17 protein-coding genes are annotated in these 13,935 nt (G+C 70.0%); 6 read left to right on the top strand and 11 right to left on the bottom strand.

Annotated elements, in window-relative coordinates:
* Positions 1–22 precede the first annotated feature (22 nt).
* The 5 genes from WG902_RS13990 to WG902_RS13970 all read right to left on the bottom strand — a co-directional run bounded on the left by WG902_RS13990 (position 23) and on the right by WG902_RS13970 (position 3,150).
* Positions 23–664: a L,D-transpeptidase gene (locus WG902_RS13990; protein WP_340060701.1), complete on the bottom strand. Its 642-nt coding sequence runs from the start codon at positions 662–664 to the stop codon at positions 23–25.
* Between the two features lie 98 nt (positions 665–762).
* On the bottom strand, positions 763–1,644 hold the full coding sequence (locus WG902_RS13985) for a hypothetical protein (RefSeq protein ID WP_340060700.1): 882 nt from the start codon (positions 1,642–1,644) through the stop codon (positions 763–765).
* 16 nt (positions 1,645–1,660) lie between these two features.
* Positions 1,661–1,825, bottom strand: a complete 165-nt coding sequence (locus WG902_RS13980) for a hypothetical protein (protein WP_340060699.1) — start codon at positions 1,823–1,825, stop codon at positions 1,661–1,663.
* Between the two features lie 120 nt (positions 1,826–1,945).
* The gene (locus tag WG902_RS13975; protein ID WP_340060698.1) at positions 1,946–2,860 is read right to left on the bottom strand and encodes a DUF808 domain-containing protein; all 915 of its coding nucleotides are present in this window, start codon (positions 2,858–2,860) and stop codon (positions 1,946–1,948) included.
* A gap of 104 nt (positions 2,861–2,964) precedes the next feature.
* A complete protein-coding gene (locus tag WG902_RS13970; protein WP_340060697.1) occupies positions 2,965–3,150 on the bottom strand; it encodes a hypothetical protein in 186 nt (61 codons plus the stop codon).
* A gap of 114 nt (positions 3,151–3,264) precedes the next feature.
* Here WG902_RS13970 and WG902_RS13965 point away from each other — a divergent pair, with 114 nt between their 5' ends.
* Genes WG902_RS13965 through WG902_RS13955 form a run of 3 tightly spaced genes read left to right on the top strand, consistent with a single transcriptional unit; the run spans position 3,265 to position 5,812 of the window.
* Positions 3,265–4,047, top strand: coding sequence for a c-type cytochrome (locus WG902_RS13965; RefSeq protein ID WP_340060696.1), 783 nt, complete (start codon positions 3,265–3,267; stop codon positions 4,045–4,047).
* Positions 4,044–5,321 (top strand): c-type cytochrome, encoded by a 1,278-nt coding sequence (locus WG902_RS13960; RefSeq protein ID WP_340060695.1) that lies wholly within the window; start codon positions 4,044–4,046, stop codon positions 5,319–5,321. The genes WG902_RS13965 and WG902_RS13960 overlap by 4 nt, the downstream gene beginning before the upstream one ends.
* 14 nt (positions 5,322–5,335) lie before the next feature.
* A complete protein-coding gene (locus WG902_RS13955) occupies positions 5,336–5,812 on the top strand; it encodes a protein-tyrosine phosphatase family protein (RefSeq protein ID WP_340060694.1) in 477 nt (158 codons plus the stop codon).
* 53 nt (positions 5,813–5,865) lie between these two features.
* On the opposite strand, the gene atpE is transcribed toward WG902_RS13955, so the two are convergent.
* The 6 genes from atpE to WG902_RS13925 all read right to left on the bottom strand — a co-directional run bounded on the left by atpE (position 5,866) and on the right by WG902_RS13925 (position 10,742).
* Positions 5,866–6,105: a F0F1 ATP synthase subunit C gene (gene atpE / locus WG902_RS13950; protein ID WP_340060693.1), complete on the bottom strand. Its 240-nt coding sequence runs from the start codon at positions 6,103–6,105 to the stop codon at positions 5,866–5,868.
* A gap of 70 nt (positions 6,106–6,175) precedes the next feature.
* Complete coding sequence (gene folK, locus WG902_RS13945; RefSeq protein WP_340060692.1) at positions 6,176–6,637, bottom strand: 2-amino-4-hydroxy-6-hydroxymethyldihydropteridine diphosphokinase; 462 nt, start codon at positions 6,635–6,637, stop codon at positions 6,176–6,178.
* Positions 6,638–6,654: 17 nt separating this feature from the next.
* The gene (pcnB, locus tag WG902_RS13940) at positions 6,655–8,283 is read right to left on the bottom strand and encodes a polynucleotide adenylyltransferase PcnB (RefSeq protein ID WP_340060691.1); all 1,629 of its coding nucleotides are present in this window, start codon (positions 8,281–8,283) and stop codon (positions 6,655–6,657) included.
* Between the two features lie 18 nt (positions 8,284–8,301).
* Positions 8,302–8,988 carry an HAD family hydrolase gene (locus tag WG902_RS13935; protein WP_340060690.1) on the bottom strand — a complete coding sequence of 229 codons (687 nt, stop codon included), beginning with the start codon at positions 8,986–8,988 and terminating at the stop codon, positions 8,302–8,304.
* A complete protein-coding gene (hda, locus tag WG902_RS13930; protein WP_340060689.1) occupies positions 8,985–9,659 on the bottom strand; it encodes a DnaA regulatory inactivator Hda in 675 nt (224 codons plus the stop codon). Before hda ends, WG902_RS13935 begins: the two co-directional genes overlap by 4 nt.
* A 12-nt stretch (positions 9,660–9,671) precedes the next feature.
* Entirely contained in the window at positions 9,672–10,742 is a 1,071-nt protein-coding gene (locus WG902_RS13925) for an AI-2E family transporter (RefSeq protein WP_340060688.1), read from the bottom strand.
* A 94-nt stretch (positions 10,743–10,836) separates the two neighbouring features.
* Between WG902_RS13925 and purM the strand changes: the two genes are divergently transcribed.
* The 3 genes from purM to WG902_RS13910 all read left to right on the top strand — a co-directional run bounded on the left by purM (position 10,837) and on the right by WG902_RS13910 (position 13,930).
* Positions 10,837–11,874, top strand: a complete 1,038-nt coding sequence (purM, locus tag WG902_RS13920) for a phosphoribosylformylglycinamidine cyclo-ligase (RefSeq protein ID WP_340060687.1) — start codon at positions 10,837–10,839, stop codon at positions 11,872–11,874.
* An 8-nt stretch (positions 11,875–11,882) separates the two neighbouring features.
* Complete coding sequence (locus WG902_RS13915) at positions 11,883–13,070, top strand: MFS transporter (RefSeq protein ID WP_340060685.1); 1,188 nt, start codon at positions 11,883–11,885, stop codon at positions 13,068–13,070.
* A gap of 119 nt (positions 13,071–13,189) precedes the next feature.
* Positions 13,190–13,930 carry a ParA family protein gene (locus tag WG902_RS13910; RefSeq protein ID WP_340060684.1) on the top strand — a complete coding sequence of 247 codons (741 nt, stop codon included), beginning with the start codon at positions 13,190–13,192 and terminating at the stop codon, positions 13,928–13,930.
* The last annotated feature ends 5 nt before the right edge of the window (positions 13,931–13,935 follow it).

The following is a 13,935-nucleotide window of genomic DNA, read 5'->3' as shown; positions in this document are numbered from 1 at the left end:
GATCGCCCGCGAAATGGAGTCTTCAGTTGGACTCGAGATCGTTGAACACCGCGCGAAGCGGGCGGGATTCCGGCAGCACATAGACGATGCTGCGCGAGCGTCCGAGCACCGGCTCGACCACCTTCAGGTAGAAGGCTTCCGGCACCACCACGCAACCCCAGGACACGCGCCGGTCCTGCACGACGTCGTTGCCAAGCCGATCCGCACGGGCCTTGAAAGAGAAGCCCGGGCGCAGGCGATGGATCGCGAACGCGCTTTCGTAGTCCACCCACACCACGTGTTCACCGGATGTGTTGACACCGGGAGAAGCCTCGAAGCGCCCGGCCGGCGTGGTGCGTTCCTGCGGTGGCACGTGGCCTGTCTGCGCGCGCAGGCCCACGCCGGGGACCGTGTGGTCGCCCGGCGCGCTGCCCAGGAGCACCGCGGATTGGCCGGCCAGCCGGCCGGCGGCATCGAAGACGTAGATCCGGGCGGCGCGCTTGTCGACCACGGCGAACGGGCTGCCGCCGGCGTCGCGGCTGCCGCGCACCCATTCGAGCACGCTGCCGGCATCGCGGCTGACCGCCATCTTCCAGGTATCGGGTGCCGCGAGCGCCAACGGCGTCGCGGCCATCCATGCGGTACACACGGCTGCGCTGCGCAGCCACCGGCGGAAGTCCAGCATCCGAGTCCCCCGTGTTGCCGAGCCATGGTTGGCTCAACAAGGGAAGATGCTAGCAAGCGCGACAGTGCGCGGGATGATTTGTAAAGGTAACAGCCGCGCTACGAGGCCTGCATTGCGACCTTCTGCACGCCGTTGGATCTGGCGGGGCCCTTCACGGCCTGCAGTGCGAGGCCCTTTTTCCAGGCCGCCACCTGCGCCGGGTCCCGCACGTCGAAAGAGCCGAAGACCTGTTGCGGCGTCTTGACATCGGGCAGCACGTACACCACGGCGCCGTACTTCTGCACGGCGGGACTCAGCACTTCCTCGTAGAAGGTCACCGGCAGGTTGATGCAGCCGAACGAGATGCGGTTGTCCTCGACCACCCGCGACGCCAGGCGCTCCAGCCGCCTTTCCGCCGCCACGTTCGGCCTGATCCGGTGCATCGAGACGGCGGCGTCGTAGTCGACCCAGACGATGTCTTCATTGTTGGTGTTGCGCCCGGGTTCGGCGATGAAGCGCCCGGCAGGCGTCGTTTTTTCTTCCGGCCGGACCTGGTTCAGGGGCTTGTCACCGATGCCGGGAAAGGAGTCGTCGCCGCGGGCGGCACCCAGCAGCGCCGGCGCGCTTTCCTTGAGCTTGCCATCCGGGGCGAACACGTAGACCCGCGCATCCTTCTTGTCGACGATGACGAAAGCGTGACGGCCGTGGTTGCTGGTGAAAACGGCCCAGTTCGCCACGTGGCGTGCCGCAGCGGACGGTCGTTCGCCGGCGAAGTTGGCCATGCGCAGGGAAGGTTCGACGGGCGCCTCGACGCGGGCGCGCGGCGCGGCAGGCGCTTGCGTGACGGCAGGCGGCGGTTGCGGCGGCGCCTTGGCCGCCTGGTACATGCGCAGGGGCGGAACGATGAGCACGAGCAGCACGGCTCCGATCAGCAACCCCTTCTTCAGGGAATCGGTGAATTCGGAACCAGTGCGCTCCTCGCCGGCTCGAGGCTCTTTCATGCCGCTGCGCCGCCTCTCACTCGGCGGAGGACGCCCGCGAGAGCTGCTGCCACTGCTCGATCTGCAGCGACGGGTCGGCGCATTCGCAGCCGAGCGCGTAGTCGAAATCGTCGGACGTGCTGCTGGACAGGTCCATCATCACCGGCGTGGCGGCGGACTGCGCGGGCTGCATATCGGTCATGTGGATCTCCCTCGTGTGAAGATTCATTCTTGGCTGCGGCCGCGCTGGCCGTTATCCGACGATCGCCCAATGCCACGTAGGCGAACGCCTACGCATGAGCTTGGTGAGCGGCCGCCCGGACTATGCCGGCAACGCCGATTTGCCGCGCACCTTGCGAACGGCAGCGTACGCGGCCACGAGCACCGACCCTGCCACGATGCCGACCACTGCGTCGATCAGCATTCCCGCCGGCACGCGCCAGGCCCCGGCGCGCTCGGTCAGGTCGGCCGCCAGGTGGTGCAGGGGCGGCAGCCCGTGCTCCAGGATGCTGCCGCCGACCAGGAACATCGCCGCGGTGCCGGCCACGGACAGGAATTTCATCAGCCAGGGCGCCGTCCACAGGATGCCCCTGCCGACCGCGCGCGCCGCGGCCCCGGCCTTCCGACTGAGGTACAGGCCCAGGTCATCGAGCTTGACGATGCCTGCCACCAGGCCATAGACACCCACGGTCATGATCAGCGCGATGCCGACGAGGACGGCCAGGCGGGTGACGAAGTCCTGCCCGGTCAGCGTGCCCAGCGAGATGACGATGATCTCGGCGGAGAGGATGAAGTCGGTGCGGATGGCGCCCTTGATCTTCTCCTTCTCGAAGGCGACCATGTCCACCTTGTTGAGTGCGGCCTCGCGCAGTTCCCGGCGGTGCGCATCGTCCTCCTCGCGCGAATGCAGCAGCCGGTGCGCCAGCTTCTCCGCCGCCTCGAAGCACAGGAACGCGCCCCCGACCATCAGCAACGGCGTGACGGCCCAGGGCGCCACGGCACTGATGGCCAGGGCGGCCGGCACCAGGATGGCCTTGTTGACCAGGGAGCCTTGCGCCACTTTCCAGACCACGGGCAGCTCGCGGTCCGCGACCACGCCGCTCACCTGCTGGGCATTCAGCGCGAGGTCGTCGCCCAGCACGCCTGCCGTCTTCTTGGCGGCGACCTTGGTGAGGACGGAGACGTCGTCGAGCAGCGACGCGATGTCGTCAAGCAGTGCGAGAAGGCTGGTGGCCATGGAGGGTTCGTTGTCGTTGTCGGCCCATTATCACGAGCCGATCGCCAAAAAGGGGCCGGCCTGGCGCGTGCCGGTGCACGACCAGGAGCGCTGCCCTCGTCGACTCAGTAATTGCCGGTGCGGTACGGGCTGCGGGGCACGTACTTGTGCTCGCCGTCCGGGATCGGCTCGGCCTTGGGATCCGGGCGGTGCTGGACCGCGTTGGTCCCGTCCTCGCCGGGCGGGCGCCGCCGGCTGCGCGCGGCGTCCGCCTCCGGCTTGGGCTTGCTGGAACGTCGGTACAGGTTCATGCATGCACATTAGGTTTGGCCCCGCGGCGCGCATGTAGGACGCCGACCCTGCGCGTGTCCGCCGCATGCCGACTCGATGGGTCGGCGCCGGCAACGATGGCATAGTCGCAGGCGATGCTCCGCCTGATCCTCGTCTTCCTTGCCTGCTGGAGCGCCGTCAGCGCGCCTGCCGCGCCGCCGTCCTTCCAGGACTCCATGGCGCAGCGCACGCTCGCCTGCACCAGCTGCCACGGCAAGGAAGGGCGCGCCGGCCCCGACGGCTATTACCCGCGCATCGCCGGCAAGCCTGCCGGTTATCTCTACAACCAGCTGCTCCATTTCCGCGAAGGCCGCCGGCATTACGGATTGATGGCGGGGCTGGTGGAAACGCTGTCCGACGAGTACCTGTACGAAATCGCGCTGCACTTCTCGAAACTGGACGTGCCGTACCCCCCTCCCCAGCCCGCCACGGCGGCCCCGGAGGTGCTGCAGCGCGGCCGCGCACTGGCATTGCAGGGCGATGCGGAGCGCCGCCTGCCCGCGTGCGCCAGTTGCCATGGACAGTCCCTCACCGGCGTCCAGCCGACGACGCCCGGCCTGCTCGGGCTGTCGCGCGATTACCTGAACGCCCAGCTCGGCGCCTGGCGCACCGGCCAGCGACGCGCCGTCCTGCCCGATTGCATGGCGGAAATCGCACGCCGGCTCGCCCCCGAGGACCTGTCCGCGGTGACTGCGTGGCTGGCCTCCGAAGCGCCGCCGCGCGACAGCCGGCCGACAGCGGCCGTGGTGCCCGCCGCCGCGCAGCCCACGCCGGCACGCCGCAAGGGCCGCAAGCCGGCGCCGGTGGCGCAAGCACCCGAGCCCCCGCCCATGCGCTGCGGATCGGCGCAGCTTCCGGTTGCCGGGACGTCGCGATGAAGCGCGCGCTGCTGGTCCTCGCGGGCCTGGTGGGGGGCCTCTTCCTGCTGGTGTGGATGTCCGCTTTCTGGGGTGGCCAGAGCATCAACGAAACCGCGCCCACGATGCCGCCGTCCAGTGACCAGGTCGCGCGCGGCGCGTACCTTGCGCGCGCAGGCAATTGCATGTTGTGCCATACCGAGCGCGGCGCGGCCACCTATGCCGGCGGCCGTCCGCTGGCGACGCCGTTCGGCACCGTGTACTCGAGCAACCTGACGCCCGACGCGGAAACGGGGATCGGGCGCTGGTCCGCAGCGCACTTTCGCCGCGCGCTGCATGAAGGCCGTTCGCGCGACGGCCGCCTGTTGTACCCCGCGTTCCCCTACACGCACACCACGCGGGTGAGCGGCGCCGATGCCGACGCCCTGTTCGACTTCCTGCGCAGCCTGCCGCCGGTGCACCGGCCGAACCTGCAGCATCGCCTGCGCTGGCCGTACAGCACGCAGGCGGCGCTGGCGGTCTGGCGCGCCATCTACTTCCGCGCCGGGACCTTCGTCGAGGATCCGGCGCGCGGGCGCGAATGGAATCGCGGCGCCTACCTCGTGCAGGGGCTGGGCCATTGCGGCGCCTGCCACACGTCGCGCGATGCGCTGGGCGGCCTGCGCGACGCCATGGACCTGTCGGGCGGGCTGATCCCGATGCAGAACTGGTATGCGCCGTCGCTGACGGCCGCCGGCGAGGCGGGCGTGGCCGAGTGGTCGCTCGAGGACATCCAGACGCTGCTGCAGACCGGCAACTCCCCGCGCGGGACGGTGCAGGGCCCGATGGCCGGCGTCGTGCTGCACAGCACCCAGTTCCTCGAACCCGGCGACCTCCGTGCGATGGCCGTCTACCTCAAGAGCCTGCCGCCGACACCGGCGGACACCAATCCGCTCGAAGTGCCGAAAGCCGCCGGCGCGGTGCTTGCAAGAGGCGGGAAGCTCTATGAGCAGCACTGCGCTGCCTGCCACGGCGACAAGGGCGAAGGGGTGCGCGGCGCCTACCCGGCCCTGGCGGGCAACCGGGCGGTGACGATGCCTGTGACAGCCAACCTGGTCCAGGTCGTGCTGCACGGCGGCTTCGCGCCGGCCACGCGCGGCAACCCGCGTCCCTATGGCATGCCGCCCTTCGCGACGACGCTGTCCGACGCCGACGTGGCCTCCGTCCTGAGCTACTTGCGTGCGTCGTGGGGCAACGCGGCGGCGCCGGTCAGCGAACTGGCGGTTTCGCAGCAGCGGTCCAGCCAGCGCGAGTGAGGATGCAACCGGTCATGTCGCTGCGACGCGTGCGCCTTCCCGCCGACCTGCCGGGCCAGCTCTGGTTGGGCCCGATGCCCGGACGTTTCAACAGCTGGGCCGACTTCGAGGCGGAGGCACAGCGCGCCGGCCTGGCGCTGGTGGTGTGCCTGACGCCGCGCGCCGAACTGGCCGAGCTATCGCCCGACTACCACGCGGCGGTCGTCGCCGGGCGCCTCGGCTTTCGCTGGCTGCACCTGCCGATGCGCAATTTCGGCGTGCCGGAAGACCCCGCCGGATTCCGGCGCGAGGTCCACGAGATGGCAGGCGCCATCCGGCGCGGCGACGCCGTGCTGCTGCACTGCGCAGCCGGGATCGGGCGCACCGGGACCACCGCGGCGTGCGTGCTCAAGGCGCTGGGACTGGGCGCGCAAGAGTCGCTGCAGCGCGTCCGCGAGGCGGGGTCGAACCCGCAGAATGCGGAGCAGTCGGGGCTGGTGGACTGGTTCTAGCGGAGCCTGGGGTCGCCTTGTCACCGGGGTTCGCCTTCGGGCTCACCGCCGGCCTACGCGAAGGGGTTGGCGAAGACGAACATCATCGCCACGCCCACCCCGATCAGGAAGTTGGCGTCGATCAGGCCGGCGACCAGGAACATCTTGACCTGCAGCGGCTCCATCATCTCCGGCTGGCGCACGGCGCCTTCGAGAAAACGCCCGGCCATGGCGCCGATGCCCAGGCAGGCGCCGATCGCCCCCAACCCGATGATGAGACCGCACGCCAGTGCGATGAGACCTGTGTCTGTCATGGTGACCTCCGTTTGTGGAACCTGTCCGCATGGTGCAGGCGCGACGTCATCCTGGCGATGACGTGGGAGGTCATGGGGTGATGCGCTGGCCGGCCACCGCGGCCAGGTCCGCGTCGCTGACCAGCGCCGGCGCCAGCTCGCGCAGCGGCAGCAGCACGAAGGCGCGCTCGCGCAGGCGCGGATGCGGCACGGTCAGCCGCGCGCTGTCGATGCGGGCGCTGCCATAAAGCAGCAAGTCGAGGTCGAGCGTGCGCGGCGCATGGTGGTACGGCCGCTCGCGGCCGGCCGCCTGTTCGATGGCCTGCAGGTGCCGCAGCAGTCCGGGCGCGTCGAGGGCGGTCTCCAGTTGGGCCACCGCATTGAAGTAGTCCGGCCCGCTGGCGTCGACCGGAGCGCTTCGATAGATGCGTGACGACTGCACCACCCGGGTGGAGGGCAATTGCCCCAAGGCAGCGATTGCATCCTGCAAGGCCTGCGGCGCGTCGCCGAGATTGGCGCCCAGGCCGACAAAAGCCACGACCGCTTCGCGCATCCGGGACCCCGGGGCTGTCAGTCGCCGTCGCCGCCCGACGCCGTGGCCTGCGCGTCGCCGCCGCCCTGGCCGGAGGGCTTGCGGCGGCGCCGCCGACGCTTGCGTGGCGGTTCGCCGCTCGCGCTGCTCTCGCCTTCTCCGTCGGCGTGCGCGACTTCGTCGACGGGCCCGGCCGCGCTTGCCGGCTTTTTCGCCGCGACCGGCGCGGGCGCCGTGTCACGCGGCGCGTCGCGCGGGCCCCCGTCCTCGTCACCGGACTTCGGCACGCGCTTGACCTTGCGTTGTTGCTTGTGCTGCTCGTCGCGCAGCGCCGCCACCAGGTCCTCGCGCACGGTGTCGCTGGCCTGGCTGAAGTCCTGCCACCAGTCGGCCAGCACGTCGTCCACCTCGCCGATGTCGGCGCGCAGCCGCATGAAGTCGAAGGCGGCGCGAAAGCGCGGCTGCTCGGCCAGGCTGAACGGCGTGTTGCCGGTGCGCTTCTCGAAGCGCGGCTGCATCATCCAGATCTCGCGCATGTCCGCGCCCAGCTTGCCGCGGCCGGAGATGTCGCCGATGCGCGATTCGAAGACCTCGTCGATCGCTTCCTGCAACGCGGGGAAGGGATGCTGCCTGCGGTTCAGCCGGCTCTGCCAGCCGTCGCGCACTTCCGCCCACAGCACGCACGCGAGCAGGAAGCTGGGGGCGACCGGCTTGTTCTCGCCGACACGGCGATCGGTGTCCTGCAGCGCGGCGCGCACGAAAGGCTGGTCGGCGCGCTCGACGATCAGGTCCAGCAGCGGATAGATGCCGCGCGCCAGCCCCTGGGCCTTGAGCTGCTCGATGGTGGCGATCGAATGCCCCGTCTGCAGCAGCTTGAGCATCTCGTCGAACAGGCGGCTTTGCGGCACTTCCTGCAGCAGCGGCAGGCTCGGCACGATGGGCGCCTTCGTCTTGGGCTCGATCTTGAAGCCGAGGCCCGCCAGCTTGGCGGCGAAACGCACCGCGCGGATGATGCGCACCGGGTCTTCGCGATAGCGCGCGGCCGGGTCGCCGATCATCCGCAGGAGTTTCTTCTTGGCGTCGGCGATGCCGCCGTGGTAGTCCACCACGACGCGCCGCTCGGGGTCGTAATACATCGCGTTGATGGTGAAGTCGCGGCGCGCCGCGTCTTCTTCCTGCGGACCCCAGACGTTGTCGCGCAGCACCCGGCCCGACGAGTCGACCGCGTGCTTCATGCCCGCGAGCTCGCTCTTGCTGGTGCGCTCGTTGCCGCTCACCGCTTCGGCGTCAGCGCTCTCCAGGTACGCGCGGAACGTGGAGACCTCGATCACCTCGTGCTCGCGCCCGCGGCCGAACACCACGTGCACGATGCGAAAGCGCCGGCCGATGATGAAGGCGCGGCGGAACAGCGCCTTCACCTGCTCGGGCGTCGCGGTCGTGGCCACGTCGAAGTCCTTGGGACGCAGGCCGAGGAGCAGGTCGCGCACCGCGCCGCCGACGATGAACGCCTCGTGCCCGCCCTCCTTGAGGGTGCGAACGACGCTCAGTGCGCGTTCGTCCACCAGGGTGGGATCGATGCCGTGGACTTCAGGCCCGACTTCCTGGCGCTTGCCGAATTTGGGCTTGCGGCCGCTGCCGAGCAGCCTGTCGATGAATTTCTTGATCATGGGGAAAAAGCAGGGCTCTCAGGCCCTCTCGAAGAGGTCGAGTATGCGCCAGCCCCGCTCCTGGGCCAGGCTGCGCAGTTTCGGGTCCGGGTTGGTCGCGACCGGGTGGTCCACGCGCTCTAGGAGCGGCAGGTCGTTCATGGAATCGGAATAGAAGGTGGTTTCGACGCCGTCCCAGTCGAGGCCGCGGCGCCGCAGCCACTGTTCGACGCGGACCACCTTGCCGCCCCGCATGGAGGGCACGCCGGCGATTTCGCCGGTGATCCAGCCGGCCGCATCCCGCTCCAGTTCGACGGCGATCAGCTCGGCCACGCCGAACGCGGCTGCGATCGGCCGCGTGACGAGCTCGTTGGTCGCCGTGACGATGGCCACGGCGTCGCCCGCCCGCTGGTGCTGGCGCACCAGCTCCAGCGCCTGCGGCCGCAGCGCCGGGGTGATCCACTCGCGCATGAAGCGCTCATGCGCCTGCACATAGGCCTGGTGGCCGCGCAGCCGCACCGCCTCCACGGCGAAGCGCACATAGTCGTGCACGTCCAGCGTGCCGGCGATGTAGTGGGCATAGAACGTGTCGTTGCGGCGCTTGAAGTCGACCGGATCGGTCCAGCCGATCTGCTGCGTGAACTCGCCCCACGAATGGTCCGAGTCGATCGGCAAAAGCGTGTGGTCGAGGTCGAAAAGCGTGACCCGCGTTCGCTGTGCAGTCAATCGTTCTCCAGCATGGACTTGATGAGGGGAATGGTGATGGCACGCTGCGCCTGCAGCGCGTACGCGTCCAGGTGATCGAGCAGTTGCATGAGGCTGCCGAGGTCGCGCGAGAAGCGGTGCAGGATGAAATCCATCACCTCGTCGCTCAGGAACACGCCGCGCGCATCCGCCTCCTGGCGCAGCACGGCGCGCCGCTCGGTCTCGCTGAGCACATGCAGTTCGAAGACGTGGCCCCAGCCCAGGCGCGTGCGCAAGTCCTCGCGCAGCTTGAGGTCCGCGGGGGGGAACAGGCCGGCGGCCAGCACGCCGCGCTGCAGCGCCTGCGCCTGCACGAACCAGGAGAACGCGGCGTGCTGCTGCACGGCCGAATACTGGTGCACGTCGTCCATGACGACGACCGCCCAGTTTTCGTCGAAGGCCGGCGGCTCCGCCAGCGACGGGTCGAGCCAACCGACCAGCGCACCGAGCTCGCGCAGCGCGGCCTGCACCGCCTGCAACAGGTGCGTCTTGCCGCTGCCGGCCGGCCCCCACAGGTAGGTGGGCACCGGGGAGCGCGTCGGGCTGCCTGCCCACAGCTGCAGGTGCTTCCACGCGGCCTCGCTGGGCCCGGCCATGAAGCTGGCAAGGCTCGGTCCCCGGGCCAGGCCGATGTCGAGCGTGAGCTGCTTCATTCGCTCCACGCCTTATCCCTGGTACAGGCGGCTGGACAGGTAGCCGGCCCGGATGCGCCGGATCGCCACCAGCAGCAGCGCACTGGCAGGCAGTGCGATCAGGACGCCGACGAATCCGAACAGCTGGCCGAAGGCGAGCAGCGCGAAGATCACGGCGAGCGGGTGCAGGCCGATGCGCTCACCCACCAGCCGCGGGGTGAGGTAGAAGCCCTCGAACACCTGCCCCAGCCCGTAGACCGAGCCCACCATCACCAGCGCCTTGATCGATGCGAATTCCAGCACGCCGGCGACGATGGCCAGGACCAGGCCGATGCCGAAACCCACGTAGGGAACGAACATGGCCAGGCCAGTGAACACACCGATCGGCACCGCCAGGTCCAGCCCGAACAGCGCCAGCCCCGTGCTGTAGAAGACGGCCATCGTGGCCATCACCAGCAACTGGCCGCGCAGGTACTGCCCCAGCACGAGGTCGGCCTCGTGGGTGAACGAATCGACGCCCGGGCGCACGCGCGGCGGCACGAGCTCCAGCGCGCGGGCGACCACCTGCTTCCAGTCCAGCAACAGGTAGAACAAGGCCACCGGGATCAGCACCGTGTAGCCCACCACGGTGAACAGCACGCTGCCGCCGAGCTTGAGGGACGACCATAGGGATCCGAAGCTGTCGCCCCAGTTGGCGTTCAGGTACCCGACCAGCAGTTCGCGCAGGCTGGCCAGGTCCAGCGCGATGCGGATGCCGAACTGCGCCAGCCACGGGGACAGCGTGATGTGCAGCCTGTCCAGCAGCAACGGCAGCTGCTCGCGGATCAGCGGGATCTCCTTGAGCAGCACCGGGATGATCAGCAGGACCAGGCAGAACATCGCCAGCAGGAACAGCAATTGGACGATGACCACCGCCAGCACGCGGGGCATGCGGCCGCCCCAGAGGGCGTCGAGCCGGTCGACCAGGGGCGTGAGCGCATAGGCCAGCACCGCCGCCACGATGAAGGGCGTGAGCACGGGCCCCAGCGCGCGCATGGCGAACAGGGCCAGCACGGCGATCGCCAGCCAGGCCGCGGCCTGCTTCTGCGTGGGGGTGAATTGCATCCGGGGGAGTGGACCGGCTCCGCGACGGGCCGGCAAGTAAAATCGAAGACAAATTCTATCGGCCGGCGCTCGCGCCCCGGTCCAGCCCACCTCCATGAACCCTTCCCCCCTCTCGTACAAGGATGCCGGCGTCGACATCGACGCCGGCGACGCACTGGTCGAACGGATCAAGCCGCTGGCGAAAAGGACCATGCGCGAGGGTGTGCTGGCGGGCATCGGCGGCTTCGGCGCCCTGTTCGAGGTGCCCAAGCGCTACAAGGAGCCGGTGCTGGTGAGCGGCACCGACGGCGTCGGCACCAAGCTGAAGCTCGCGTTCGAGTGGGGCATGCATGACACCGTGGGCATCGACCTGGTGGCCATGAGCGTGAACGACGTGCTGGTGCAAGGCGCCGAGCCACTGTTCTTCCTGGACTACTTCGCCTGCGGCAAGCTCGAGGTGGACACCGCGGCAGCGGTCATCGGCGGCATCGCCCGCGGCTGCGAGCTGGCCGGCTGCGCCCTGATCGGCGGCGAGACGGCGGAGATGCCGGGCATGTATCCGTCCGGGGAGTACGACCTGGCCGGCTTCGCCGTCGGCGCCGTCGAAAAGTCGAAGATCCTGGCGGGGCAGGACGTGCGGGACGGCGACGTCGTGCTGGGGCTGGCCTCCAGCGGCGTCCATTCCAACGGCTTTTCCCTGGTGCGCAAGTGCATCGAGCGAGCCGGTGCGGCGCGATTGCCCGCGACGCTGGACGGCAAGCCGTTCCGCCAGGCCGTGATGGAGCCCACGCGCATCTACGTCAAGCCGGTGCTGGCGGCGCTGGCGGCGCACCCGGGCATCAAGGCCCTGGCCCACATCACCGGCGGTGGCCTGCTGGAGAACATCCCCCGCGTGCTGCCCGACGGACTGGCTGCGCACCTGAAGGCCAACAGCTGGCCGCGCACCGAGTTGTTCGCCTGGCTGCAGGCCACCGCGGCCATCGACGACCACGAGATGAACCGCACCTTCAACAATGGCATCGGCATGGTGGTCGTGGTCGCCCCGGCCGACGCCGCCGCCGTGGCGGCGACGCTGCATCGCCAGGGCGAGCAGGTGCACGAGATCGGCCGCATCGGCCCGCGCGGCGCGGGTGCGCCCGTGACGGTCGGCTGACACTGCGCATGCAAGGCCCCGCGCCGGGCCGGCTGCCCGCGGGCATCTGGGCGCTGGGCTTCGTCAGCCTGCTCATGGATGTCTCCTCGGAGATGATCCACAGCCTGCTGCCCATCTTCCTGGTGACCGGCCTGGGCGCCAGCATGCTGGTGGTCGGGCTGCTCGAGGGGGTGGCCGAGGCGACGGCGTTGATCGTGAAAGTGTTCTCCGGCGCCTGGAGCGACTGGCTCGGGCGCCGCAAGCCGCTGGCGGTGCTGGGCTACGGCCTCGGGGCCGCTTCCAAGCCTCTCTTCGCATTGGCCGACTCCGCCGGCCTGGTGCTCGGCGCGCGGCTGATCGACCGCGTCGGCAAGGGCATCCGCGGCGCGCCGCGTGACGCGCTGGTCGCGGACATCGCGCATCCGTCCCAGCGCGGCGCCGCCTACGGCTTGCGGCAGTCGCTGGACACGGTCGGTGCTTTCCTCGGACCGGTCATCGCCATCGGCCTGATGCTGCTGTGGGCCAATGATTTCCGCGCCGTCTTCTGGCTGGCGGCGATCCCCGCCGTGCTCTCGGTGCTGCTGCTCGTCGTGGGCGTGCGCGAGCCGGCCCGGCCGGCCGGCGCCGTGCGCACCAACCCGATCCGGCGCGACAGCCTGCGGCAGCTGTCGCGTGCCTATTGGTGGGTGGTGGCCATCGGCGCGCTGTTCACGCTGGCGCGCTTCAGCGAAGCCTTCCTGGTGCTGCGGGCGCAGCAAGGCGGCCTGGCCATCGCGTGGGCGCCGCTGGTGCTGATCGCCATGAACGTCGTGTACTCCGGGCTGGCCTATCCGTTTGGCAAGCTGGCGGATCGGGTGTCCCATCGCACGCTGCTGGCCGTGGGACTCGCGGTGCTGATGGCCGCGGACCTGGCGCTGGCCGCTGCGGACAGCGGCCCGCTGCTGTGGGCCGGCATCGGCCTGTGGGGCGTGCACATGGCGCTCACCCAGGGCCTGCTGGCCACGATGGTCGCCGCAGCCGCGCCGCAGGCCTTGCGCGGCACCGCATTCGGCGTGTTCAACCTGGCCAGCGGGATCGCGATGCTGGTGGCCAGCGGCCTGGCCGGCCTGCTGTGGGACCGCCTCGGCGGCGCCAGCCCCTTCATGGCCGGGGCGGCGATCAGCGCCTTGGCACTTGGGGCGCTCGCATGGAAGGCGCCGACGGCGGACGGCGGCTAGCGGGCGACAGGCGGCGGCGGACGTTGCGCAGCTACAAAAGCCGGAGCAAGCGGCGTTGCGCCAGGCTGGACTTGCCGCATTTCCTGGCGGAAACTGCCGCTTCATCCCGAGGAGCAGTCATGCCGGTCGTCGCGGTCGTCAACCGCAAGGGAGGGAGCGGAAAGAGCACCTTCGCCGCCCACGTGGCCGCCTGGTGCGCCCGTGAACGCCTGGCCGTGATGCTGGGCGACATCGACCGCCAGCAATCCAGCCGCGGCTGGCTGCGCCGGCGCGATGCGGCGCTGCCGGCCATCGCCCCCTGGACCATCGACCAGAAGAACGTGCTGCGGGTGCCCACCGGCATCACGCACGTCGTGCTGGACACACCCGGCGGCCTGCACGGCTTCGAACTCGCGCGCATCGTGATGTTCGCCGACGCCATCGTCCTGCCGGTGTGCCCCTCGATGTTCGACCGTGAATCGGCGGCCGCCTGCATTGCCGAACTGATGACGCTGCCGCGCATCGCCAAGGGCCAGTGCCGCCTGGCGACGGTGGGCATGCGGGTGGACGGCCGCACCAATGCCGCCGACATGCTGCGCGCCTGGTCCGCCGAGCAGAAGGTGGAGATGGTGGGCATGCTGCGCGAGACGCAGCTGTACGTGCGCAGCCTGGAACGCGGCCTGACCATGTTCGACCTGCCGGACGACAAGGCCGCGGTGGACCTGGCCCAATGGGTGCCCATCCTGGACTGGCTGCGGCCGGTGCTCAAGCCGCTGCCCGCGGCGGAGGCGCGCACGCGCGAAAGCGTGCTGGCGTCCGTCCATCGGGGTTCGGTGCTCCGGGGTGCGCGGCCGTTGAATCCGCTGGTGCGGGCGGCCTAACCCCG

Source organism: Ramlibacter sp. PS3R-8 (assembly GCF_037572435.1).
GTDB lineage: Bacteria > Pseudomonadota > Gammaproteobacteria > Burkholderiales > Burkholderiaceae_C > Ramlibacter.
The sequence above is the reverse complement of the archived record's forward strand: the minus strand, read 5'-3'. Positions and strand labels throughout refer to the sequence as shown.

What these genes read in the sequence shown, in the direction of transcription:
- WG902_RS13990 (WP_340060701.1), bottom strand. Translation starts at nt 664, where the DNA reads ATGCTGGACTTCCGCCGGTGGCTGCGCAGCGCAGCCGTGTGTACCGCA.
- WG902_RS13985 (WP_340060700.1), bottom strand. Translation starts at nt 1,644, where the DNA reads ATGAAAGAGCCTCGAGCCGGCGAGGAGCGCACTGGTTCCGAATTCACC.
- WG902_RS13980 (WP_340060699.1), bottom strand. Translation starts at nt 1,825, where the DNA reads ATGACCGATATGCAGCCCGCGCAGTCCGCCGCCACGCCGGTGATGATG.
- WG902_RS13975 (WP_340060698.1), bottom strand. Translation starts at nt 2,860, where the DNA reads ATGGCCACCAGCCTTCTCGCACTGCTTGACGACATCGCGTCGCTGCTC.
- WG902_RS13970 (WP_340060697.1), bottom strand. Translation starts at nt 3,150, where the DNA reads ATGAACCTGTACCGACGTTCCAGCAAGCCCAAGCCGGAGGCGGACGCC.
- WG902_RS13965 (WP_340060696.1), top strand. Translation starts at nt 3,265, where the DNA reads ATGCTCCGCCTGATCCTCGTCTTCCTTGCCTGCTGGAGCGCCGTCAGC.
- WG902_RS13960 (WP_340060695.1), top strand. Translation starts at nt 4,044, where the DNA reads ATGAAGCGCGCGCTGCTGGTCCTCGCGGGCCTGGTGGGGGGCCTCTTC.
- WG902_RS13955 (WP_340060694.1), top strand. Translation starts at nt 5,336, where the DNA reads ATGTCGCTGCGACGCGTGCGCCTTCCCGCCGACCTGCCGGGCCAGCTC.
- atpE (WP_340060693.1), bottom strand. Translation starts at nt 6,105, where the DNA reads ATGACAGACACAGGTCTCATCGCACTGGCGTGCGGTCTCATCATCGGG.
- folK (WP_340060692.1), bottom strand. Translation starts at nt 6,637, where the DNA reads ATGCGCGAAGCGGTCGTGGCTTTTGTCGGCCTGGGCGCCAATCTCGGC.
- pcnB (WP_340060691.1), bottom strand. Translation starts at nt 8,283, where the DNA reads ATGATCAAGAAATTCATCGACAGGCTGCTCGGCAGCGGCCGCAAGCCC.
- hda (WP_340060689.1), bottom strand. Translation starts at nt 9,659, where the DNA reads ATGAAGCAGCTCACGCTCGACATCGGCCTGGCCCGGGGACCGAGCCTT.
- WG902_RS13925 (WP_340060688.1), bottom strand. Translation starts at nt 10,742, where the DNA reads ATGCAATTCACCCCCACGCAGAAGCAGGCCGCGGCCTGGCTGGCGATC.
- purM (WP_340060687.1), top strand. Translation starts at nt 10,837, where the DNA reads ATGAACCCTTCCCCCCTCTCGTACAAGGATGCCGGCGTCGACATCGAC.
- WG902_RS13915 (WP_340060685.1), top strand. Translation starts at nt 11,883, where the DNA reads ATGCAAGGCCCCGCGCCGGGCCGGCTGCCCGCGGGCATCTGGGCGCTG.
- WG902_RS13910 (WP_340060684.1), top strand. Translation starts at nt 13,190, where the DNA reads ATGCCGGTCGTCGCGGTCGTCAACCGCAAGGGAGGGAGCGGAAAGAGC.